This is a genomic window from Bradyrhizobium sp. SZCCHNS30572 (assembly GCF_032484415.1).
In the GTDB taxonomy this organism is placed as follows: Bacteria; Pseudomonadota; Alphaproteobacteria; order Rhizobiales; family Xanthobacteraceae; genus Bradyrhizobium.
This window is the reverse complement of sequence record NZ_JAUESY010000002.1, coordinates 474,553-496,449: the sequence shown is the minus strand read 5'-3', so window position 1 is coordinate 496,449 and position 21,897 is coordinate 474,553. Positions and strand designations below refer to the sequence as shown.

General features: G+C 65.2%; 25 protein-coding genes. 11 read left to right on the top strand and 14 right to left on the bottom strand.

The genetic code is table 11. The annotated features are described in order from the left end of the window. Nucleotides 1–88 precede the first annotated feature (88 nt). The 3 genes from QX048_RS07380 to QX048_RS07370 all read right to left on the bottom strand — a co-directional run bounded on the left by QX048_RS07380 (nucleotide 89) and on the right by QX048_RS07370 (nucleotide 2,124). Complete coding sequence (locus QX048_RS07380; RefSeq protein ID WP_315827539.1) at nucleotides 89–418, bottom strand: hypothetical protein; 330 nt, start codon at nucleotides 416–418, stop codon at nucleotides 89–91. A gap of 237 nt (nucleotides 419–655) precedes the next feature. Then, nucleotides 656–970: a hypothetical protein gene (locus QX048_RS07375; RefSeq protein ID WP_315711753.1), complete on the bottom strand. Its 315-nt coding sequence runs from the start codon at nucleotides 968–970 to the stop codon at nucleotides 656–658. Nucleotides 971–1,131: 161 nt separating this feature from the next. Then, nucleotides 1,132–2,124: a lipase family protein gene (locus tag QX048_RS07370; protein ID WP_315827538.1), complete on the bottom strand. Its 993-nt coding sequence runs from the start codon at nucleotides 2,122–2,124 to the stop codon at nucleotides 1,132–1,134. A 273-nt stretch (nucleotides 2,125–2,397) separates the two neighbouring features. Here QX048_RS07370 and QX048_RS07365 point away from each other — a divergent pair, with 273 nt between their 5' ends. Next, nucleotides 2,398–3,042 carry an HAD hydrolase-like protein gene (locus QX048_RS07365; protein WP_315751033.1) on the top strand — a complete coding sequence of 215 codons (645 nt, stop codon included), beginning with the start codon at nucleotides 2,398–2,400 and terminating at the stop codon, nucleotides 3,040–3,042. Nucleotides 3,043–3,226: 184 nt separating this feature from the next. Here the strand turns inward: QX048_RS07365 and QX048_RS07360 are convergent, their stop codons facing one another. The 6 genes from QX048_RS07360 to QX048_RS07335 form a co-directional block, all read right to left on the bottom strand. Continuing rightward, a complete protein-coding gene (locus QX048_RS07360) occupies nucleotides 3,227–4,159 on the bottom strand; it encodes a cytochrome D1 domain-containing protein (protein WP_315712611.1) in 933 nt (310 codons plus the stop codon). A gap of 276 nt (nucleotides 4,160–4,435) precedes the next feature. Further along, nucleotides 4,436–4,990, bottom strand: a complete 555-nt coding sequence (locus QX048_RS07355) for an SRPBCC family protein (protein ID WP_315827537.1) — start codon at nucleotides 4,988–4,990, stop codon at nucleotides 4,436–4,438. A 104-nt stretch (nucleotides 4,991–5,094) separates the two neighbouring features. Further along, a complete protein-coding gene (locus QX048_RS07350) occupies nucleotides 5,095–5,781 on the bottom strand; it encodes a UPF0149 family protein (RefSeq protein WP_315827536.1) in 687 nt (228 codons plus the stop codon). Between the two features lie 763 nt (nucleotides 5,782–6,544). Then, nucleotides 6,545–7,315 (bottom strand): AAA family ATPase, encoded by a 771-nt coding sequence (locus QX048_RS07345; protein ID WP_315827535.1) that lies wholly within the window; start codon nucleotides 7,313–7,315, stop codon nucleotides 6,545–6,547. Nucleotides 7,316–7,390: 75 nt separating this feature from the next. Beyond that, the gene (locus QX048_RS07340) at nucleotides 7,391–8,248 is read right to left on the bottom strand and encodes a PCC domain-containing protein (RefSeq protein ID WP_315827534.1); all 858 of its coding nucleotides are present in this window, start codon (nucleotides 8,246–8,248) and stop codon (nucleotides 7,391–7,393) included. 6 nt (nucleotides 8,249–8,254) lie between these two features. After that, nucleotides 8,255–9,856, bottom strand: a complete 1,602-nt coding sequence (locus QX048_RS07335; RefSeq protein WP_315827533.1) for an acyl-CoA synthetase — start codon at nucleotides 9,854–9,856, stop codon at nucleotides 8,255–8,257. 255 nt (nucleotides 9,857–10,111) lie between these two features. On the opposite strand from QX048_RS07335, the gene QX048_RS07330 reads away from it, so the two are divergent. From QX048_RS07330 to QX048_RS07320, 3 genes are all read left to right on the top strand, one after another. Then, nucleotides 10,112–10,654 carry a DUF3828 domain-containing protein gene (locus tag QX048_RS07330; protein ID WP_315827630.1) on the top strand — a complete coding sequence of 181 codons (543 nt, stop codon included), beginning with the start codon at nucleotides 10,112–10,114 and terminating at the stop codon, nucleotides 10,652–10,654. Between the two features lie 6 nt (nucleotides 10,655–10,660). Continuing rightward, on the top strand, nucleotides 10,661–10,933 hold the full coding sequence (locus QX048_RS07325) for a GNAT family N-acetyltransferase (protein ID WP_315711742.1): 273 nt from the start codon (nucleotides 10,661–10,663) through the stop codon (nucleotides 10,931–10,933). Between the two features lie 115 nt (nucleotides 10,934–11,048). Next, entirely contained in the window at nucleotides 11,049–11,201 is a 153-nt protein-coding gene (locus QX048_RS07320; protein ID WP_315827532.1) for a DUF1127 domain-containing protein, read from the top strand. 99 nt (nucleotides 11,202–11,300) lie between these two features. Here QX048_RS07320 and QX048_RS07315 read toward each other — a convergent pair whose 3' ends face one another. Further along, on the bottom strand, nucleotides 11,301–11,708 hold the full coding sequence (locus QX048_RS07315) for a DUF3597 domain-containing protein (protein ID WP_315827531.1): 408 nt from the start codon (nucleotides 11,706–11,708) through the stop codon (nucleotides 11,301–11,303). Nucleotides 11,709–12,110: 402 nt separating this feature from the next. Between QX048_RS07315 and QX048_RS07310 the strand changes: the two genes are divergently transcribed. Further along, nucleotides 12,111–13,022 (top strand): DUF2189 domain-containing protein, encoded by a 912-nt coding sequence (locus QX048_RS07310; protein WP_315711738.1) that lies wholly within the window; start codon nucleotides 12,111–12,113, stop codon nucleotides 13,020–13,022. Nucleotides 13,023–13,212: 190 nt separating this feature from the next. Next, entirely contained in the window at nucleotides 13,213–14,034 is an 822-nt protein-coding gene (locus tag QX048_RS07305) for a lytic murein transglycosylase (RefSeq protein ID WP_315711736.1), read from the top strand. Nucleotides 14,035–14,104: 70 nt separating this feature from the next. Here QX048_RS07305 and QX048_RS07300 read toward each other — a convergent pair whose 3' ends face one another. Next, on the bottom strand, nucleotides 14,105–14,371 hold the full coding sequence (locus tag QX048_RS07300; RefSeq protein WP_315712608.1) for a hypothetical protein: 267 nt from the start codon (nucleotides 14,369–14,371) through the stop codon (nucleotides 14,105–14,107). Between the two features lie 474 nt (nucleotides 14,372–14,845). Here QX048_RS07300 and QX048_RS07295 point away from each other — a divergent pair, with 474 nt between their 5' ends. The 5 genes from QX048_RS07295 to QX048_RS07275 all read left to right on the top strand — a co-directional run bounded on the left by QX048_RS07295 (nucleotide 14,846) and on the right by QX048_RS07275 (nucleotide 19,588). Further along, on the top strand, nucleotides 14,846–14,998 hold the full coding sequence (locus QX048_RS07295) for a DUF1127 domain-containing protein (RefSeq protein WP_006614327.1): 153 nt from the start codon (nucleotides 14,846–14,848) through the stop codon (nucleotides 14,996–14,998). Nucleotides 14,999–15,153: 155 nt separating this feature from the next. Further along, a complete protein-coding gene (gene trmFO, locus QX048_RS07290) occupies nucleotides 15,154–16,587 on the top strand; it encodes a methylenetetrahydrofolate--tRNA-(uracil(54)-C(5))-methyltransferase (FADH(2)-oxidizing) TrmFO (RefSeq protein ID WP_316191260.1) in 1,434 nt (477 codons plus the stop codon). Between the two features lie 7 nt (nucleotides 16,588–16,594). Then, on the top strand, nucleotides 16,595–17,695 hold the full coding sequence (locus QX048_RS07285; protein ID WP_316191261.1) for a serine/threonine protein kinase: 1,101 nt from the start codon (nucleotides 16,595–16,597) through the stop codon (nucleotides 17,693–17,695). A gap of 66 nt (nucleotides 17,696–17,761) precedes the next feature. Next, a complete protein-coding gene (locus QX048_RS07280) occupies nucleotides 17,762–18,652 on the top strand; it encodes a TauD/TfdA family dioxygenase (protein WP_316186127.1) in 891 nt (296 codons plus the stop codon). Nucleotides 18,653–18,895: 243 nt separating this feature from the next. Further along, a complete protein-coding gene (locus QX048_RS07275) occupies nucleotides 18,896–19,588 on the top strand; it encodes a TauD/TfdA family dioxygenase (RefSeq protein ID WP_315711730.1) in 693 nt (230 codons plus the stop codon). 13 nt (nucleotides 19,589–19,601) lie between these two features. On the opposite strand, the gene QX048_RS07270 is transcribed toward QX048_RS07275, so the two are convergent. From QX048_RS07270 to secF, 3 genes are read right to left on the bottom strand one after another with little or no spacing between them, the layout of a single operon-like run. Continuing rightward, nucleotides 19,602–20,462 (bottom strand): phytoene/squalene synthase family protein, encoded by an 861-nt coding sequence (locus tag QX048_RS07270; RefSeq protein WP_316191262.1) that lies wholly within the window; start codon nucleotides 20,460–20,462, stop codon nucleotides 19,602–19,604. Next, nucleotides 20,459–20,836, bottom strand: a complete 378-nt coding sequence (locus QX048_RS07265) for an Mth938-like domain-containing protein (protein WP_316191263.1) — start codon at nucleotides 20,834–20,836, stop codon at nucleotides 20,459–20,461. The genes QX048_RS07270 and QX048_RS07265 overlap by 4 nt, the downstream gene beginning before the upstream one ends. 42 nt (nucleotides 20,837–20,878) lie before the next feature. Further along, nucleotides 20,879–21,892 carry a protein translocase subunit SecF gene (gene secF, locus QX048_RS07260; protein WP_316170173.1) on the bottom strand — a complete coding sequence of 338 codons (1,014 nt, stop codon included), beginning with the start codon at nucleotides 21,890–21,892 and terminating at the stop codon, nucleotides 20,879–20,881. Nucleotides 21,893–21,897: the final 5 nt, after the last annotated feature.

The following is a 21,897-nucleotide window of genomic DNA, read 5'->3' as shown; positions in this document are numbered from 1 at the left end:
GACGCATGTGGTCGATACCGGTTCATCACAACAAAACCCGCCGCTCTCGGCAGAGCGGCGGGCTCGATGTTTCTGCAACGAACTCAGATTACCACTGACGGTAAAACCCGCTCCGCGTGCCGTTGTTGTTGCCGCGCGGTCCGACGTCGCCCTGGGTCGAGCTCGGGGTCGGGTGGTTGGTGCCGTTGTAGCCTGCGCCCCAGCCCGGGCCGTCATACGGGCCCGGCGCGACGGCGACGTAGCCTTCCTCATAGACCGGCCCTGGCGCCCAGGCGAAGGAGTCGCGGTAGGCATAGGTGCTGGTGACCTGGCCGCCATAGCCGTAGCCGCCCGGCCCGTATTCGCCGGCCGAGGCGCCGATCGTGCCGGCGACCAGCGTGACGGCGGTGAGCGCTGCCAATCCAAACGTGCGTGTCATGAACTTGCTCCGTTGTTCCTAATTCATCGAGGAACAAACCATCGTCATGCCCCGGCAGTTCCGCCACCCGCCACAACATGCGTGCGACACAACGTGGCGCTCACGTTGCCGCGATCAGATGATCCAGAATGCTGGTCGCATCATCTCGCAAGCGCCTGGGCGCCCTCTCAGACGACAAACCCGCCGCTCTTGTCCGAGCGGCGGGCTTGATCGGCTCACTTCAGCGCCAGACGGCAACTACCACTGCCGGTAGGCGCCGGTCAGCGTGCCGTTGTTGTTGCCGGACGGGCCGACATCGCCCTGGGTCGAGCCCGGGGTCGGATGGTTGGTGCCGTTGTAGCCGCCGCCCCAGGCCACTGGGCCAGCCACCGGACCCGGCGCGTAGGCCGGCGCCGGCGCTGCGCCATACACCGGCTCGGAATCGGAGGTCTGCGCCGGCGGCACCCAGGCCATGGAGTCGCCGAATCGAGCATAGCCCTGCGCGGACGCGGCGGCGGTGCCGATCACCAGCGTGGCTCCGGCCAGCGCGGCCATCTTGATCGTACGTTGCATGTCTCTCTCCTCGCTTCTGTGCGGGGTCAACCACCGCACGGCGCCAGGCGTTCCCGCAGCGCACACTCACAATAATCGTGATGAAAGGTTGATCGGCCGCCGCACCGAGCCCCCTTGCAGGACTGAGCGAACCCAGCCCCGCAAAAGCTGCCCTGCGGCGCTCAGGCCGCGACGGCGACCGCCCGTGGCCGCGCCACGCCGGTCTTGGTGACTCCCGGCAGCGGCGGCGCCTTCGTGCCGGTCGCATGCGGGAAATACTGCAGCTGCATGGAATGCATGTAGCCGGCTTCCGCGGTCCAGGAGTCGTTCGCCTCGACGATCGGCGTGATCGTGAACAGATCCGGATTGCTCGGCGCAATCGACGTATAGGTCGGGATCGCTGCGCTGAGCCACTCGAGCGGTTTGTAGATCGAGTAGTAGTTGGTGTCCTTCAGGACCGGCGCCGGCGGCGGATAGGTACCGAGAATTCCGTTCAGGTTGGCCCAGGCCATCGGCACGATGTCGTTGCTGTTGACCGCCGCGTAATAGGTGTAGCTCTTTGCGAAGGTCGTCGCGAAGCCCGCGTTCCACATCGTCGGAGCCGCGAAGGTGTGCGGCCACAGCGTGAACGTCAGCGACGAGTTCAGCTTCGGCAACTGGTCCTGCAGCCACGCCGTCGCCACCACGGCGAGCGCGCCGCCGAGACTGTGCCCGGTCACCATCAGTTGCAGGTTCTGCTTGGACGCAAGGCCGCGCAGATAGTCCAGCAGCGACAGGTCCGTCGTGGGATCGGTGAGCGCGATGACCAGCGCCAGCGCGTCGTTGATTCCGGCGCTGATCTGCAGCGGCGCTCCGGCCTGCTGCGGATAGAGCCACGGCACCTGGAAGACAGCATCGGCATCGGCGAGCACGTTCTCGAACGCGCCGGCGACCGAGCCATCGACATCGGTGCCGCGGAACGCCACCGCGTAGCTGCCGTCGCTGCCTTGCGCGACATAGGCGAGCACGCCGTTGTTGACCGCCGGGCCCCAGCATAGCGACCACGGACCGTTCGCCGCACCCGATGGGACGGACTTCAGCATCGCCACGAAATCGCTCGGCTGAACCACATCGAGCGCGTCGTCGATATAGGCGAAGTAGGACAGATACGCTGCAGCAACCTTGTTGAGGGCCATGTGAAATCTCTCTGGCTTGAATGATGAAAACAATTTCGATCAAATCGGGCAGGCAGACCATGATCCGCCGGCCCACCGGGATGATAGACCGCGTTATCTCCAGGTGCACATCACAACATGTTCAACCCCTGATCATCGAACGTCACCGTGGAGCTGCGACACGCAATGATCGCATCTCATTGCGCGCCGCCCCTCCCATTGCTATGGCGCAGGGCTGTCGCAGGACGACACGCCTCGACGATCATCAACTCCTCGCCACGCTCACCTCGCGCGATGCCCTACTCTCTCGTCATCTTTGATCTCGACGGCACGCTCGCCGACAGCTTCCCGTGGTTTCGCACCCACGTGAACGTCGTCGCGCAGCGCTTCGGCTTTCGTCAGGTGAAGGACGAGGACATCAACGGGCTCCGCCATGCCTCGACCCGTGAGATCCTCGATTTCCTTCAGGTGCCGCGCTGGAAGCTGCCCTTCATCGCGCGCCACGTGCGCCAACTGAAGACGGCGCATGCGGCGAGCATCCCGCTGTTCGCAGGCGTCGACATCATGCTCGACACCCTTGCCGCGAACGGCACCATGCTCGCATTGGTCTCGTCGGACAGCGAGGCCAACGCGCGGCAGAAGCTCGGATCGCGCGCCGGGCTGTTCGCCGATTTCGATTGCTCGGCCTCGGTGTTCGGCAAGGCACGGAAGTTTCGCCGGGTGCTGAAGCGGCTGCGCGTCGACCCGGCAGAGGCCATCGCGATCGGCGACGAGACCCGCGACATCGAGGCGGCGCGTGCCGCCGGCATCGCCTTCGGCGCGGTGACATGGGGCTATGCCGCGGAGCAGGCGCTGCGCGACCACCAGCCGGAGATGCTGTTCACCCGGATGGACGAGATCGTGGAGCGGTTGGTGGTGCCCGCCAGACGAGATTCGTAGCCTGCATCAGCGCCGCCGGCGACATGCAGGGATAGTGACGAGCCTCGATAACCTCACCGCGTCATTGCGAGCGCAGCGAAGCAGTCCAGAGTCTTCGCGCGGCCTCGATTGCTTCGCTGCGCCGCTGCGCTCGCAGTGACGGAGGCTGCAGATGCAACTCCATTTCCGCCACCGGTGGACCTGCTCACCGCCGCAGGAACGCGCCGAATGCGCGCGGACCGTCGCCGACCTTGATCTCTCCGGTGACCTTCAGCGCGGCCACGTCGATGACGCTCAGAATGTTGCTCTCCCAATTGGCGACGATGACGCGCTGGCCGTCGGCGGTCGCCTCGATGCCCTCCGGATAGTCGCCGACGCTAATGCGCTTGAGCGGCTGCAGGCTCGCCAAGTCGAACACGCTGACCGTGCCGTCATACTGGTCGGTGGCGAAGCCCCTGCCCTGCGCCAGCGCCACCGCATAGGGCCGCAAACCGGTCTTGACCCGGCCGATCTCGCGGCGCTCGGCGAGGTCGATCACCGAGACGTCGTTGGAGGCGACATTTGCCGTGTAGGCGCGCTTGCCCTCGGCGTCGATGGTGACACCGAACGGCCGCGTGCCGACCTTGATGGTCGCAAGGCGCTGGCGCGTCGCCGTGTCGATCACCGAGACCATGTCGTCATCGCGGTCGGCGGAGAGCAGCAGCTTGCCGTCTTGTGTCACCGCAAGCCCCGACGGCGAGGCGCCGACCGCGATGCTGCCGGTCACGGTCCGGGTCTTCGCATCGATCACGCGGATTGCGGCGTTGTACCAGTCTGCGACGTAGACCGTCGAACCGTCCGGCGTCACGGCAATGCCGAGCGGCCCGCCACCGACCTCGACCCGTCCAACCACCTTTCGCGCGACAGCGTCGACGACGCTCACGCTCTTGTCGTCCGGGCTCGCCACATAGGCGAAGCGTCCGTCGGCAGCCACCGCGACGCCGGCCGGCTTGCCGCCGATCGGGATTGTCGCCACCGGCTTCGAGGTCGCGAGGTCGACGATCGTCAGATCGTCGCTGAGCTGGTTGGTGACGAAGGCCTCCTCGGCATGGGCACTGGCGCAGCAGACGAGCAAGGCTGCGAGCAGAAACGCTCGAATAGGATCTGGGAGACGATGAGTGGTGCAGCGCCTTGCCTTGTACCCACCTCGCCCCGCTCTTGTCCGCCGTAGCTCGCAGAGCGAAGGCGGATGCGGGGCCGCGACGAGCTTCGCTCGCGCTGAGAGGTCGGATTGCATCGCCAGATGCAATCCGGGTGAGGGGGCACAGGTCCAACCACCCACACCACCCGTTCGGCAGCCCCTTACCCCAACCCTTTCCCCGTAAGAACGGAGAGAGGGAGCGCAGCGCTGACTTGGCGACATGGTCGTATCCAATCAGCTCCCGCTTTCCACCTTCTTCTTCAGTCCTTCGAGCCCGCCCTTGTACAGGCCGGTCACCGCATTGACCGCGGCCTCGTCGTTCAGTTCCGGTGGCGGATCGTTGTTGGGGAAGCCGCGGTAGAACGCGCCGGTCCATTCGACCACGCTGCCCTTGCCGTCCGCACTCGGCGTCACCGCGATGGTCGACGAGTAGTTCGTCACCGGCAGCACCTTCACGTCGACGGCGGTGATACGGTACGAATAGCTCATCTTCTCGGCGTCGTATTTGTAGAGCTCCTCGTCGACGGTAGCGCCGCCCTTCAGGGTCAGCTTGCGCGTGGCGCCAATCTCGTTGCCCTTGTCGCCCGCGGTCTTGTCGACGACGCCGAGCCAGCTCATGTCCTGGAAGTTGCCGATCACGGCCCACACCTTGGCGGGCGCGGCGTTGATCTCGACGTGCTCCTGCACCTTGCGCCGGGTCGGACCATGCGCATCCGCTGTGGTCAGGACCGTCGTTGCGATCGCGAGCGCCGCCGTCACGGCCAGCGCCTTGCCGAACACCATCCTCATGTCGTTTCCTCAGTCACTCTCATTGGCCGGCGCATCCGGCGCGCGGCGGCGCATCTTTACACCGCTCCCGATTGTTGCAACAAAAAAGACCGTGTCGTGGCCGATCAATTCGCGCCGCAGCAGCGCTTGTATTTCTGGCCGGAACCGCACGGACAGGGGTCGTTGCGGCCGACCTTGCCGAACGACGCGAAGGGATTGGGCTGCCGGGCGAAGCTGGTGGACGCGGGCAGCGGAGCCCCGCTCTGCCGGTATTGATGCAGCGTCAGCACCGCCTCGCGGATATTCTGGGGCGCGTTGCGACTGAGATTTCGATATTCGACGGGATCCGGGTTCTCGTCGAGAGTTGCACCGATCATCATCATCAGACCGACCGCAGCCATGGCGACTTCGCCGCCCACCCGCTCATACGCATCGAACCTGTCACGACGCAGGTTCGTGGCCGCCGCGAAGCCGTCGATCCACAGCTCCCAGACGACCTCGCCGTTGAAGCCGTCGATCGGAAAGCGCGGCTGGTACTGCTCCGGATGATGCGCGAGCGTCAGCGCGATCTCCCGGTGATAGTCCATGACCAGCCCGAGCACCTCGTTGGCATGGTCGATGCTGGTGAACACGGAGCGATGGCCCTTGCCGAGCCCGAAGGCCGCCGCGAACCATTCGCCCGGCGGAATCGGCTCAGGGAGCACGAGCAGGCCGGCGATGAAGCCGTCGAGCTCCTCCAGCACCATGGCGCGATCATCCAGGGCCAGGAGCGCCTGTTCGAGCTTGTCGTGGCGACCGATCTGCTCCGGCATGCAGCCCCTCTTCCTTCGCTCCTGTCACGTTCCGAGTCGCCCGACGGGCACGGCGCGCACATGGCCGAGCCACGACGCGGCCGTTTTGACACCAAAACGGCCATGCGCGCAAAACCTAAATTTGCGCACAGGATCAGCGGCATCACCCTTGTCCAGTCCTGCCGTGAAAAATATTCCTGTTTCGCCATTTCGGAATTTCTGTTTTCCTGCATGCGTCCTGTCCTCACGAGAGGGGCGCTTCGCGGTCGTCACGGGCGTGGAGGGCGGGATGCGATGGACGTCACGGGCCCGGCGCTTTTGCGCAGACGACGGGTTTTGGGGCGGACGGCGAAATCGTGTGGTCCTGACCTCCCGACGCTGAGGTCAAGTGGGTGTCGATGCCTTCAAGGCGTCGCGCCGATGACGGTGGCCAGAAGGCCCGGCGCACCGAGGAGAGCGCGTATAAGCCGGTAGAAACCGTCGCGCAGGGAAGGCCGGTTGTTCGGCCAATCCTGTGGTTCCTGCCGCCTGCATTTTTTTTCGCAGGCGGGCCATGGGTGCGGCCTGCACCCGGCCTTCCCTGCGCCCTCTCACTGAGGAGGGCGGAATGAACGTCAAAGCTCGGGTGCACCTGGCACGGCGAGAACGCGAAGTCATGTCTCTCCGTCATCGCGAGGAGCAAAGCGACGAAGCGATCCAGAGTCCTCGTGGGATCCTGGATTGCTTCGCTTCGCTCGCAATGACGGCCGAGCAGGCTTCGCTCTGCTCGCCTATCATCCCGGCCTCACTCCGCCAGCACCGCCTGCACGAAGCCGTCGGGGTCGGCGCAGAACTCACGCATCGCCTTGAAATGATCCGTATCCTGCACCGCGACCTTCTCAAGGCCGTATTTGGTCAGCCGCAACAGGGTCGCGCCGGGATAGGCCATCAGGACCGGCGAATGCGTCGCCATCAGCACCTGGCAATGGCTGGAGTCATCCATGCGCCGCATCAGCTTCAGGAACTCGATCTGGCGCGCCGGCGACAGTGCCGATTCCGGCTCGTCGAAAATGTAGATGCCCTGGCGCTGGCAGCGCTCCTCGAAGAAGCGCAGGAACCCCTCGCCATGCGAATGGGACAGGAAGTCGGGCGGCGGCCCGCCGAACGGATCGTCCAGTGCGGCCTGATCGAGATAGCGCGCCACCGAAAAGAAGCTCTCGGCGCGGAAGAACCAGCCTTGCGTGATCTTCGGCAACCAACTCGCGCGCAGCGCGGCGGCGAGTGCGCCGCCCATACGCTCGATCGCACGCCCATGGTCGACCGGCATGTAACCCTTGCCGCCGCCAGCTTCGTCGTAGCCCGCCAGCGCGGCAATGCCTTCGAGCAGGGTCGATTTGCCGGTGCCGTTCTCGCCGACGATGATGGTGATGGCGTTGGTGAAGCTGAGCTCGAACGCGTCCTGCAGGAACGGCAGGCAAAACGGATAGGCCGCGCGATCGGAGATCTTCGCCGGATCGAGCCACAGCCGCTTCAGATAAGGGGCCGGCAGCCGGATCTCGCGTTGCTTCCTCGCCATGACGCCTTCACAACCTCGGTGACATCACCGGCAATCTCGCACATCGCGCCCGCATCGGCCACCGGCCCACGCGGGCTACGCCACGACCTCCAGCACCAGCTCCATCGTCATCAGCACCGGATTGTCGCCGCGGACGAGGCGCCCCCGCGCGAGCGCGCCGGTGTAGTCGACCAGCGCGACGTCAACAGTGGCTTCAAGGCCGTCGTCGCCCGGCGCGATCGCGCCGGCGGTGATGGTCAGCTCCGTCGCGAACGGCTCGACGACGACGCCGTCCTCGAAGCGCGCCCCGATGGTCGAGCCGACGCCGCCGCGAATGCGGGCCTTGCTGATCCCCTGCGCCCGGCAGAACGCTTCCAGGCAACCGGCGAAATCCTGGTTCGGCCGCAGCCGGAGCGCGAAGGCGCGGCAGTCCGTCGTGGCGCCGCTTGGTGCGGCCGCTACCGGCCCGAACAGCTTGAAGCCGGTCTCGACGTCCGGCTCTGCCGTGAAGATCGCGCCGTCGAGCCCGAAGGCGTCGACCTCGAACGGCTCGGCGACGATGGTCTCCTCCGGCAGGATGTGCCCGCCGCCGTTGCGGCTCCCCTCCTCCATCCACAGCGCGTGGCAATGGAAGAATGGCGCGCCGTCGCGCACGCCGAGGGTCATCGTCCCCGTCGACAGGCGCGTCACACCGGCGGGACGATAGGTGTCGCTGTAGAACGCGGCATGATCCGCCGTCTTCGACAGCGCCGGCATCACATAGGCGAACGGTCCGAGCGCACCGCCTTTGATATCGAGCACACCGCCGGCAAAGCCATTGGCCGCAAAGCCGCGGCGCGCGGCGTCCAAGAGCGGCAACCCCTGCTCCATGGTGAAGGTGAACACGCGGCCGCGGGCCTCGACCCACTGGATGCGATCCGCGACGGGCGCACCGGGCTGGGTGATGGATCGCATCACGCGTCAACCCTGCCTGGTGAGATCGAGCAGGCCGCGCGCCTCGAGCTCGTCGCGCACCAGACGCTTCGGAATCTTGCCATAGCCCGATTTGGGCAACGCGTCCCAGAAGAAGAAGCGCTTCGGCATCTTGTAGCGCGGCAGCTTGGTGGCGAGATAGCCGGCGATCGCGCTCTCGCTCGGCGCGGCCGCACCTTCGCGCGCCACGCAGACGGCGACGCCGACCTCGCCCCAGACGGGATCAGGCACGCCGAGCACGGCGACCTCGCCGATGTCGGGATGGGTCAGGATCTTCTCCTCCACCTCGCGCGGATAGATGTTGGAGCCGCCGGAGATGTACATGTCCGACGCGCGGCCGGTGATATAGACGAAGCCCTGCGCGTCCATGTGGCCGAGATCGCCGGTGCGGAACCAGCCGTCGCGAAACGCCTTCGCATTGGCGTCGGGATTGTCGTAGTAGCCCGCAAACACGGCCGGACCGATGACGCAGATCTCGCCGGTCTCGCCCGGCTTCAGCTCACGCCCCTGATCGTCCTGGATCGAGACCTGCATGCCCGTGCGCTCATAGCCGCAGGTGCCGATCCGCGCCTCCGGTCCATCCTCTTCCTCGTGCGCCGCGGCCGGCAGCACCGTGATGTTGCCGGTGACCTCGCCGAGGCCGAAATACTGGACGATGACCTTGCCGAGCCGCGCCAGCGCGCGCTTCTGGTCCTCGCGATACATCGGCGCGCCGGCATAGATCACATGGCGCAGCGAGGAATGATCGAATTGGTCGACGGCGGGATGCTCGACCATCATCTTCAGGATGGTCGGCACCGTGAACAGGTTGCTGATGCGATGCATCTCGATCAGGCGGAAGGCTTCGGTGATGTCGAACTTCTCGCTCGGCAGCAGCACGGTCTTGGCACCGCGCGCGCTCTGCATCAGCTGGTGCACGCCGGCGCCGTGCGACAGCGGCGCCACGACGAGCGACGCGTCGTGCTCGGTCGTGCCCGGCGTCAGGTCTGCAAGATGGTTCGTGATGACGAACGCCATCTGGCCATGCGTCAGCACCGCCGCCTTGGAGCGGCCGGTCGTGCCCGAGGTGAAGAAGAACCAGCAGGGATCGTCATGCTCGACGGCAGCGTTCGCGACGTGTGCGCCGACATGCGCCTTCATTGCGTCGGCCACGGCCCCCGTGCCGAAGCTGCCGCCTTCACCGATGCGCCAGGTGAAGTCAGCAGTCGTCACTGCGGCAGCGTGCTCCGGAAAGTCGCCATGGCAGAGAAACGCCTTCGCGCCCGAGGCGGTCGCGAGGTAGGCGACCTCGTCCGGCATCAGGCGGAAATTGGTGGGCACCCAGACCGCGCCGAGCCGGAACGCGGCAAACATCGAGACGAACATCTCCTCGCAGTTCTTGGAGTGCACCAGAATGCGATCGCCCTTGGCGATCCCCTGCTCGGCCAGCGCCGCCGCGAGCGCCGAGACCATCGCGTCGATTTCGCGCCAGGTCCACGACCTCTCGCCCCAGACGAAGCCGACGCGGTCGCCGAGCCGGCGGCCATTTTGCGTGACGATATGCGCGAGGTTCATCACCCGGCGGGACATGCGCAGGGGTACCGGTGTCATCGACAACCTCTCGCGCCGCTGCAGCTGACGAACAGACCCATGGAAGCGTCCCCTCGGTCGATCCTTCAGGCGATCTCAGCCGCCCGATACCTTTGGGCCTGTTTATCCCGGTCCTGCTCGCCCTCGCAAGGCCGGCCTCCCCATCCCACCCATGCGGTGGCGTGTTTCGAACGGATGCGGATGCCGCGCGACAAACCGTGGCCGGCCGCGCATTTCTTCATATCACCGCGCGCCGAATCTGATTTGAGGACAACCATGATCGATCGTCGCTTCCTGCTTCTCGGCCTCGCTGGCGTGCTCGCCGCTTCTCCGCTGCACGCGCAGGCGCCTGCTTCCAGCGAGCCTGTCGGCATCATGACTGCGATCTACACCCGCGTCGCCAAGGGCAAGGGGGAGGATGGCGGCACCTTCGTCATCGAGGACAAGGCAGCGCGCGCGAAATATCTGTCGAAGTCGCTGGCCGCCCAATGGGCGAAGATGGACGCCCGCACGCCCAAGGGCGAGGTCGGGGCGATCGATTTCGATCCCGTCACGAATTCGCAGGATCCCGATGTCGCCTCGTTCAAGGTGACGTCGGAAATGCAGGACGGCGACAAGGCAACCGTCGCGGTCAGTATTCGCGGCCACCGGACCGAGCGCAAGGAACAGGCCGACGACATCATCCGTTACGACCTCGTGCGCGAAGCGGGCCAATGGAAGATCGACGACATCCGGGGTGCTGTCGATGGCAAGCCATGGTCGATCCGTGCACTGCTGGCGGAGTTCCTCAAGATCACCGAGAAACCTAAACGAAAGTAGAGGCGCATGACTGATGTCCGTGACAACAAGGCCGGGAGCCGCTTCGAGCTCGACATCAACGGCCACGTCGCGTTTGCCAATTACCGGGCCACGCCGCAGGGGGTGATCATCACCCACACCGAGACCCCGCTACCGCTGCGAGGCCGCGGCATCGGTTCGCAGCTCGTGGAAGGTGCCCTCGCGCTGATCCGCGCCGACGGCCGCAAGGTCATCGCGGGCTGCAGCTTCGTCGCCGACTACCTCCGAGACCATCCGGAGAACCGGGACATCATGGCCTGATGGGCCGTGGAATTACCGGGCGAGACGATTGGACGGCGCGCCTTAACGCAATGGCTACCTGGATGGATCAGCAATCCCCCGCCGAGCAAGCAACCAGACCCATGGGGAGAGGCACATGTTCATCACAGCCATTTTCGACGTTATCAAGCGCTACGTTCACTACCGCACGCAGCTCGCCTATCTCGACCAGCTCGACGAGCGCACGCTGCGCGACATCGGCCAGCTACATGCGGAGGCCTGGGAACGCGCCGGCTTCGTGCACGTCTGAGGCGCTGGCACAGCCTCACGCCAGACGCGATCCAAGACGACAAAGGCCCGCACGATGGCGGGCCTTTCGCTTCTTGTTCTTGCCGTGAGCGGCGCAAGCTCAGTGCTTGATCTCCGGCGGCAGTTTGCCGCCATTGGCGGCGAGCTTGCTCATCACCTGCTTGTGCAGCCACACGTTCATGCTGGCGGAGTCGTTGGTGTCGCCGCTATAGCCGAGCTCCTTGGCGAGCTCCTTGCGCGCAGCGAGGCTCGAATCGATATCGAGCGCCTTCATCAGGTCGACGATCGAGGTTCGCCACTCCAGCTTCTCGTGCTTGGCAGCCGCCGCCTTGTCGACGATCGCAGCCACATCGACATTTTGCGGCGCAGCAGCCGGGGCCGCCGTCGGGGACGCAGCCGCGCCGCCGGCCGGCGCGGCGCCGCCCGCGGCGGGCGTGCTGCCGCCGGCCGGTGCCGCCTCGGCATGATGGCCGAAAATCGCGCCCATGATCTTTCCGAAAACGCTCATCAATGGCTCCCAATGGATGGTGATCGTAAGAAGAACTCGGCCGGCGATGTTCCGTTGCAGAGACGCCCGTCGGAGCCGCTCCGCCACCGCCGTGGCCTGCCAAACGCGAACACGGCGACGAATGTGAAGCTTACCCAAGGCGGAATGACGGCGGAACGACTTTATTGGACCATGCTCAGGCTTCTGCATGGGCGTGCCAAGCTAATGCACTGCGACATTCACAGCCCTCACCGAGGCGTGAGTAGGCGCAGCCTGTTTTGCTACTATCCTGATGACTTCCGTTCGCGAATGGCCGCCCCGAGGTTCGTCGCGTCTGGCCATCCGCGAATTTGTTCCAACGAGAAGCGCAGCCCGCCTGCGTGGTTGGGAAGCGCCCCGCGCAAGTTGAGGGAGCACACGACGATGGCTACCTACCACAGCAATGCTGCCTCCCACGTTCGGGCGGCAGACGAGGTCGCGGCTGAGCTGACGATTCGTACGATCGACATGTCGAGCCTGATGCGTGCGCTGCGGCTCGGCTGGGATGACTTCAAGGCGGTGCCGAGTCACGCCGTGATGCTATGTGCGATCTATCCCGTTCTCGGCCTGGTGCTGGCGCGTGCAGTGTTCGGCTATGCGGTGGTGCCGCTGTTGTTTCCGCTGGCGGCCGGCTTCGCCCTGCTCGGCCCGTTCGCCGCGCTCGGTCTCTATGAGCTCAGCAGCCGCCGAGACCGCGGCGAGGACACCAGTGCCTGGGATGCCCTGGAGGTGCTGCGGTCGCCGTCGTTCGGCTCGATGCTCGGACTGGGCACGCTGCTGTTCGCGCTGTTCGTCACCTGGGTCGCGACCGCGCAGGCGATCTACGTCGCAGTGTTCGGCTATGGCGGCGCGACCGGTGTGAGCGATTTCCTGCAGCGGGTCTTCACTACGCCGCAAGGCTGGTGGCTGATCGCGGTCGGCTGTGGCGCAGGCTTCCTGTTCGCGTTGCTGGCGCTGTGCCTCAGCATCGTGTCCTTCCCCTTGATGCTCGACCGTCACGCCGGCGCGCTCGAAGCGGTCGTCACCTCGCTGCGCGTGGCGGCCAAGAACCCAGTTCCGGTTGCGGCCTGGGGCCTCATCGTCGCAGTGCTTCTGGTGGCCGGCACGATCCCGTTCTTCCTCGGTCTCGCCGTCGTGATCCCGGTGCTCGGCCACGCCACCTGGCATCTCTACCGTGAGGCCATCGCGATCCACCCCGACGCCGCCCGGATCGTGCCGCCGGTCCCCCGCAGCTCCAAGCCCGCGGCCGATTTCCCGGCGAACCTGTTCCCATGGCGCTCGCGTGACCAGATGTGAGGACGCAGCGATGAGTTTTCACTGCCGCCGGCCTCCGGGCCGGCGGTCGCGTCGAGGGGCCGCAGAGTGTGGCGGCGCTCACGAAATCCGACGCCAATGTGATCGAAAGGCCTTGCTGCTGCCGCGGTTACGCCCGACATGGAGCACGCCCAGCAACGCTTTTTGAATCCATTGCCGTCCAGGTGTTTCGATGATCGCTCGCGTTCTCGCCGTGTCCGCTCTTGCCTGTCTCGCTGCCCTTACCCCCCTGTCAGCGCCAGCGCACGCCGCGGTACCTTGCGGCAACGGCAATTTCGACGGCTGGCTCGCCGAGTTCAAGACCGAGGCTGCGGCCAAGGGCATCTCGCAAAACACGATCAATGCGGCGCTGACGGGCGTGACGCCGGACCAAAGCGTGCTGAACCGCGACCGCGGTCAGAAGGTGTTCAGCCAGACCTTCGAAGAGTTCTCCGGGCGCATGGTGCCGCCGCGCCTGACCCGCGGCTCCAACATGCTGAAGCAATACGGCTCGGTGCTGTCGCGGATCGAGCAGAGCTACGGCGTGCCCGGCGAGGTGCTGGTCGCGATCTGGGGCCTCGAGACCGATTTCGGCGTCAATGTCGGCAAGTTCCCGACCATCCGTGCGCTCGCGACCTTGGCCTATGACTGCCGCCGCGCCGAGCAGTTTCGCGGCGAGTTGCTGGATGCGCTGCGGATCGTCGACCGCGGCGATCTCCAGCCGGCCGAGATGCGCGGCGCCTGGGCCGGCGAGATCGGACAGACCCAGTTCATGCCGTCGTCCTGGATCAAATATGCCGTCGATTTCGACGGCAATGGCCGGCGCGACCTGATCCGCAGCGCGCCCGACGTTCTCGCCTCCACTGCGAACTATTTGAAAGGCTATGGCTGGCAGAAGGGCAAGGACTGGGAGCCCGGCGGCCCGAATTTTGCGGTCATCCAGCAGTGGAACAAGAGCGAGGTCTATGCGCGGACGATCGCGACCTTCGCGACGCAGCTGGCGCGGGCGCCATAGCCTGCCCGGAAAAAGGCCGATCGCGGTGACGCGATCGGCCCTTGGTTCAACGATGCGAACGATTGACGCGCTACTTGATCATCCCGGCCTGCATCGCCTTCGTCAGATGAACGCTGCAGGCGCCCATCTTGCCGCTCAGCAGCGCATCCTGGGCCGCCGCGATCTCTCGCTGCGCCGTGTATCTGGCATCGCCATCAGCCATAGCCTCGATCGCCGTCTCAGTCTTCTCCAGGTTGGCCCCGCTGCAGCCGGCGCCGTGCATCCGCGCCGCCTGAGCCGGACCGAACGCGGTCATCGCCGCGATGACGAGCGCGGCCCCCAACAGTTTGCTGTTCATTGTTTTTCCTCGCTGGTGCGACGGCGCAGGCATCATTGCCGGACGCCGCGACAATTTGTCGCACCACCGCGATATTCTCGCGAAATGAAATCACTGCGAGCCGCGCGTGATCGTGGACATCGGTTCACCGTCGCGACATCAAAGAGTGAATAAAAATTCACGCCGATCGACCCATGCACTTCGTCGGGGCTCGCGAGATGCTCAACGCCTAACGGCTTCACAGCCGTGGTGGCAGGCTATCGATCGGGCTTTTCAAACGAACGATTGAAAAACAGCATGATTACGGAGGTTTCCGACAGATCCGCCCTCTGATCCCCCTGCCCGATTCTTACTCAAGCGTTACCCAAGCTATGCGCCGGAGGTTTAGCTGCATCGCAACATCAACGCTTCCGCATCGCAACAATCTCTTCTATGTTCATTTCAACGATGAGGTTCCCAATGAAGAACTGAATCGTGAACTAAAGGAGATTTCTCATGTTGCTCTCGCTCATCCGCATGGTTCAGGCGTTCCGTGAGTATCAGCGCAACGTTGCCGAGCTGTCGCAGCTCAGCGATCGCGAACTCGCCGACATCGGTCTCGATCGCTCGGACATCCCGCGCGTTGCCGCCGGTCACTACAACGGCTGATCGGCCTTCTTCCGATATCTACCGGACATCGCCCGCCTCGCTGCGGGCGTTGCCGCATCTAGGCCTGGCGCAGCGAAACACATGCGCCCGCTTTCTCGCGCCGAGCCTCATTGGCGCATTTGCAGCGCTCGGGAAAAGCGCTACCTGTCCCGCGCATGACAGGCTCCAAATCACCTTCGAATACCGTCCACGTTGTCGGTGCCGGCCTCGCCGGCTCTGAAGCCGCTTGGCAGCTCGCCGAGGCTGGAGTCGATGTGGTGCTGCACGAGATGCGGCCGGACCGCATGACCGAGGCGCACCGAACCGCCACCGCGGCCGAACTGGTGTGCTCGAACTCTTTCCGCTCCGACGATGCGGCCAACAACGCCGTCGGCCTGCTGCATGCCGAGATGCGCCGGCTGGGCTCGCTGATCATGCGCGCTGCCGACGCCAATCAGGTTCCGGCCGGTGGCGCATTGGCCGTCGACCGCGACGGCTTCTCGGCGGCCGTCGCAGCGGCTCTCGAAGGGCATCCACGCATCGCGCTGCGCCGCGGCGAAGTTACCGGCTTGCCGCCGGTGGAGTGGGATCGCGTCATTGTCGCCACCGGTCCCCTCACCTCGCAGCCGCTCGCCGAGGCCATCCGTGACCTGACCGACGAGACGGCACTTGCTTTCTTCGACGCCATTGCGCCGATCGTGCACAAGGACACGATCGACATGACCAAGGCGTGGTTCCAGTCGCGTTACGACAAGGTCGGTCCGGGCGGCACGGGTGCTGACTACATCAACTGTCCGATGACGAAGGAGCAGTACGACGCCTTCGTCGCGGCGCTGCTCGCCGGCGAGAAGACCGACTTCAAGGAGTGGGAGACCAACACGCCCTATTTCGACGGTTGCCTGCCGGTCGAAGTGATGGCCGAGCGCGGCCACGAGACGCTGCGTCACGGCCCGATGAAGCCGGTCGGCCTGACCAATCCGCACAATCCGACGGTCAAGCCCTACGCGATCGTGCAGCTGCGCCAGGACAACAAGCTCGGCACGCTCTACAACATGGTCGGATTCCAGACGAAGCTGAAATACGGCCCGCAGCAGCAGATCTTCCGCACCATCCCTGGCCTCGAGAACGCGGAATTCGCGCGGCTCGGGGGTCTGCATCGCAACACCTTCCTCAACTCGCCGAAGCTGCTCGATGCGCAGCTCCGCCTGCGCGTCCAGCCACGGCTGCGCTTTGCCGGCCAGATGACGGGATGCGAGGGGTATGTGGAGTCGGCGAGCATCGGGCTGATCGCCGGCCTCTACGCCGCCGCCGAGGTGCGCGGCGCCAATCTGCTGCCGCCACCACCAACCACGGCGCTCGGTGCCCTGCTCGGCCATATCACCGGCGGCCACATCGAGACGATCGACGGTGCGACACGCTCGTTCCAGCCCATGAACATCAATTTCGGCCTGTTCCCGCCGCTGGCGACGACCCCGACCCGCAAGCCGGACGGCACGCGGCTGAAGGGCAACGAGAAGACGGTGGCGAAGAAGCAGGCGATGAGCGCCCGCGCGCTGGCCGATCTCGACCGCTGGATCGCCGAGCACTTGCCCGTCGCGGCCGCTGCGTGAGAGCCCCATGAGTTTGCCGAAGACTGATTTCGCCGTGCTGGCGGCGCGCTGGAGCGAAGGCGTTCTGCTCAAGCGCGACGTGTTCTCGACCGTCGAGCGCGGCCGCTTCAAGAGCGAGGCCGGTGACGTCGACGCCGTGCTGCGCCGGCTCGATGAGGTGCCGTGGTGGTCGTTCGTGCTGGCGCGGCATTTGTTCGCGCGCGAGCGCAAGGCGCTGATGCGCGCCAAGGGGCTCAACGCCGGCCCTGATCTGCTATGGGCTGGGGATCGCGCGCTGGTCCGCGGCTTCATCAATGGCGTGGCGCTGCATCTGGCCAAGCCGCACGGCAACGCCGCCTATTTCCGCTCGGCCAAGCGGATGATGCGCCGGCTGCATCGCGCCGGAATCACGCACAACGATCTCGCCAAGGAGCAGAATTGGCTCGTCGGTCACGACGGCCATTGCTACGTCACCGATTTTCAGTTGGCCGCCTGCTTCGAGAGCCGCAGCCGGCTGTTCCGGATCGCGGCCTATGAGGACCTGCGTCATCTGCTCAAGCATAAGCGGAGTTACGCGCCCGAGGCGCTGACGCCGCAGGAGCGCAAGATCCTGGCACGCAAATCGCTGTTCGCGCGCGTCTGGCTGATGACCGGCAAGAAGGTGTATCGCGCCATCACGCGCGGCATCTTCAATTTCACCGACCGCGAGGGTGGCGGACGACGCCTGGTCAACGATGCGCCGGTGCTGATGGACATGATCCGGAAGAACCCGGCCGTGCGCGACGCGGCGATCGTTGCCTTCGCAGACCGCCGGACCGGCGTCGGGCTCTATGCGTTCGTCGAGGGAGAGCAGCCGACGCTTGAAACTCAGCTGCAAAACGAGCTTGCTTCAGCCAAGGGCCCGAAGCCGCCGGAGCATATCCAGGTCGTGCATGCCCTGCCGCGCGACGCCAGCGGCAGGCCACGCACTGAACTGTTGCAGCTGGTCGCGATGAACCAGATCGACCTGATCGAACCGATGCTCACGAGCGACAGCGATCGCGCTTTCCTCAAGGACATCCTGGACTCGCGCAAAAACCTGCGCGACCGGTTCAATTTCGAGGCGGACCTGAACCTGCCTTCGGCCTGAGCGGACGAGACTTCGCGGACCGACCATTGTATCCTTTGGTTGCAATGTCGTTTGGGAGGATTGGCAATGAACGTCGAAACCCGCGCGGCCACAACGTCTCGGTCGTCGAACATCGAGATCATCCCGACCGGCCGGCAACTCGGTGCCGAGATTCGACATGTCGATCTCAAGCATCTGGACGATGCGGGCTTCGGCTCCCTGCTCCGTGCCTTTCACACGCACTCCGTTTTGCTGGTGCGCGGCCAGGGTCTGACGGACCAGGACTTGATCGCCTTCAGCCGCCGCTTCGGCGATCTCGACTGGGCGCCGGTGCAGGAGAACGGGCGCCGCTTCGTCGACGGTCTACCCGAAATCTATATCGTCTCGAACGTGAAGGTGAATGGCGAGGCGATCGGCAGCCTCGGCGCGGGCGAAGCGGTGTGGCATACGGACATGTCGTATCTCGACACGCCGCCGATCGCGAGCGCGCTCTACGCGCTGGAAATTCCCCCCGTCGGCGGCAACACGTCGTTCTGCAGCATGTATGCCGTGTACGACGCGCTTCCTCCTGAACTGAAGCGCCGCGTCGCAGATCTGAAGATCAAGCACGACGGCACCTACAACAGCGGCGGCTTCGTCCGACAGGGCGTAACGCCGACCGATGATCCGCGCACATCGCCGGGCGCGATCCATCCGCTGGTCTGCACGCATCCCGATTCCGGCCTGCGGATGCTTTATCTCGGCCGCCGGCGCAATGCCTATCTGGTCGGCCTCGAGCTCGCCGAGTCGGAAGCATTGCTCGACGCGTTGTGGGCCTATGTTGCCCGTCCGGAATTCTCCTGGGAGCATGTCTGGAAGGTCGGAGATCTCGTCATCTGGGACAATCGCTGCACCATGCATCGGCGCGATCCGTTCGATGATCATGCGCGGCGAATCATGCATCGGACCCAAATCAAGGGAACAGATCGTCCACACTGATTCGCTTGCGCGCGGGATCAGCACGATCAAGCGCCAGATTGCCTGCGAATGAGTTGCAGGTTGCTGGATATTTCCTCGCGCATCGCCTTGAAGCGTCCAACTTCCGACTCAGAGCGGCAGAGTGTGCCGACAATCGGCAGATCGTGCCGCGATCCTTCCGCGAATTGCCTCCGAGCCGAAACACCCCCGACAAATTACGATGGTTGATTTGCAGGCGCTGGTGAAACTTGGGAGATGACGCAAGTGAGTCTCAGAAGCAACGTTGCTCGAAGCGCCGAAAGCAGCCTCATCCAGGTCATCCCGACGGGAAAGACGCTCGGTGCCGAGGTCTGCAATGTCGATCTCGGATCCTTCGACGATTGGGCGTTCGCCTCGTTCATGCGCGCGCTGCTCAAGCATCAGGTCCTGCTGGTGCGCGGCCAGCGGCTTGGTGAACGTGACATCGCGGCCTTCAGCCGTCGCTTCGGTCACGCGGATCTATTTTACACCTCCCCCGGGGGCTTGCTGGGCGACAGACTGTCATTCTGCAGCCTCTACGCCGCTTATGACGCGCTCTCACCGGCGCTGCGCAGCCGCGTCGCTCATCTGAAGGTTCGTCATCTCGCGACCGACACCGCCGATGATGGCCGTCGCACCGTCATCGCAGGCCCGGTGCATCCTCTGGTCGGCAATCATATCGATACCGGCCGCTCGATGCTCGCGCTGGGGCAGCGTCGCCATTCCTACGTCGTCGGCCTCGAGCAGGACGAATCAGACGCGCTGCTCGACGATCTCTGGCAGCTTGCCGAACGGCCCGAGTTCAGTTGGACCCACACCTGCCGACCGGGTGATCTCGTCGTCTGGGACACCCGCTGCACGATCCACCGGCACGAGCCGCCGGACATGCCGAGACTCCTGCACAGCCCGCCGCTCTGGAGCACGATGCCCTCGGCTTGAGCCCGCGACGGGGTCAGCGCGCGCAAAAACTCGTCGTCCCCGCGGCCCGCCACAGCGTCCACAGCGTCGCGAGGCGCGAGCGGGAGCGCGGCTGAAACGGATCGTCGCGGGGTCCGGCCCGCGCAAGGTCGCGCCGGACCAGCGCGAGCGGCAGCAGAACCGGCCGCACGGCCGGTGGCGCCTGACGCGCCAGCTCGAGGGTGTGATCGAGATGCTGCCGGGCCTGCCCGCGCAGGTCCATGATCACCTCTTGGATCGCCGGCGACGCCTTGCCGGAGAACATCTCCTCCTGGCCGACGCCATGCCGCGCGAGAAGATCGAGCGGGACATAGAGCTGCCGGTGGGCCGCATCGCGCGGCAGCGCCGCGATCACCTGGAGCAACCCTTGCGCGATGCCGGCATGGTGCGCGAGATGATCGGCGTCCGCAAACGGCGGCGCAATGATCTGCGCGGCCAGCGCGAACAGCGCGCCACGCGTGTCGCCGAGATAGCCGTCCAGCGCCGCCATCGTCGGCATCGGATCGTTGTAGAGATCGAACTGATGCTCATCGACCAGGCGCGTCAGCCGCTCGACCGGAAGCGCGAAGCGCTGCACGGTGAGCAGCAATTCGGCCGCAACGGGATTTCCCTCCGCGCCGCCATGTTCGTGACCCGTCAGCGTGTCGTGCCACCACTGCAGGCGGACTTCGCCCGGCAGCGGCTGCGACACGAGATCTCGAATGCGGCTGACTTCGACGTTGAATGCGTACAGCGACAATAGCGCACGCCGGGGCTCGGGCGACATGAACAGCGTCGAGGCGTAGCGGTCGAAATCGTGCTCGCGGACAAGGCCTGCACAGAACGCGGCGTCGCTGTTGGCGGTCGTCTCGCTCATGGGACGGCGATGAGCGCTGCCGCAACCCGGCGCCGCTCGCCGATCATGACGTTGTAGGTGCGAATCGCGGGGCCGGTCTGCATCGCATCGAGCACGACGTTCACGCCACGCAGGGCCGCGCGCAGCGGTGCCGGCGCGATCCAGACTTCGTTTCCGGTGCCGATGATGAGCGTGTCGATCCCGTTCGCCGCATCAAAAACGCGCTGCAACGAATAGCGGTCGATCTGGCTGGGCTGGATGACGTCCCAGGCCCAGATCGAGTCGGGCAGGCACAGCAGCGAGCCGCGATGCGACATGCCGGCAAAGGCGAAGCCGCCTTTGCCATAACCGTCGATCGGCGCGGACCGCGGGAAATGCGGGGCGTCAGTTGCCATGCGAGACCAACATCTCAACCCCGATCCGGGTCCAACGGCTGATCAGGGCTTCTTTTTCGGCTCGTCGATCTGATCACCCCGAACGGTTCCGACGCCGAGATAGATCAGGATCGGCGCGGCGATGAAGATCGAGGTGTAGGTGCCGACCAGCACCACGCCGAACATCATCACCGCGGTGAAGCTGTGGATCGCCGGGCCGCCGAACAAGAGCAATGCCAGCAGCGCCAGGGTCACCGTGACGTGCGTGATGATCGAGCGCGACAAGGTCGAGTTGATCGATTCGTTGAGCAGCTGCGGCATCGGCATCTTCTTGTAGCGCCGCAGCATCTCGCGGATACGGTCGTAGATGACGACGGTGTCGTTGAGCGAATAGCCGAGAATGGTCAGCAGCGCCGCGATGCTGGTGAGGTCGAAATCGACCTGGCTGATCGACATGAAGCCGATCGTCAGCACGATGTCGTGGACGTTGGCGATCATGGCACCGAGCGCAAACTGCCATTCGAACCGGAACCAGAGATAGATCAGGATCGAGATGATCGCGAGCATCAGGCCGAGCATGCCGACGGCCAGGAACTCGCCGGAAACGCGCGGCCCCACCACCTCGACCCGGCGATACTCTACGGAATCGCCGATCGCCGCCTTGACCTTGTTGGCTGCCTCCTGCTGAGCGGCGTCGCCGCCCGGCTGTTCGGCAATTCGGATCAGAACCGATGCATCGGCCGCAGTGCCGAACTGCTGCAGCTGCACCTCGCCCAGACCGAGGGTCGCCAGCGTCGCGCGCATCCCCGCAATGTCGGCGGTGCCGGACTTGGCCCGCACCTCGAGCAAGGTGCCGCCGCGGAAATCGATGCCGAGGTTCAAGCCATGGGTGAAGAACAGCACGATCGCGAGGATCGACAGCGCCGCAGAAATCGGAAAGCTGATGCGGCGGAACTGCGTGAAATCGAAATGCGTGTCGTCGGGAACGATGCGCAGCGACGGCAGCAGGCCGAGCGCGCTGACCACCGTCAGCACCGCGATCAGGATGCCAAGCCCGATGAGAACCCAGTGTGTCACAGTAG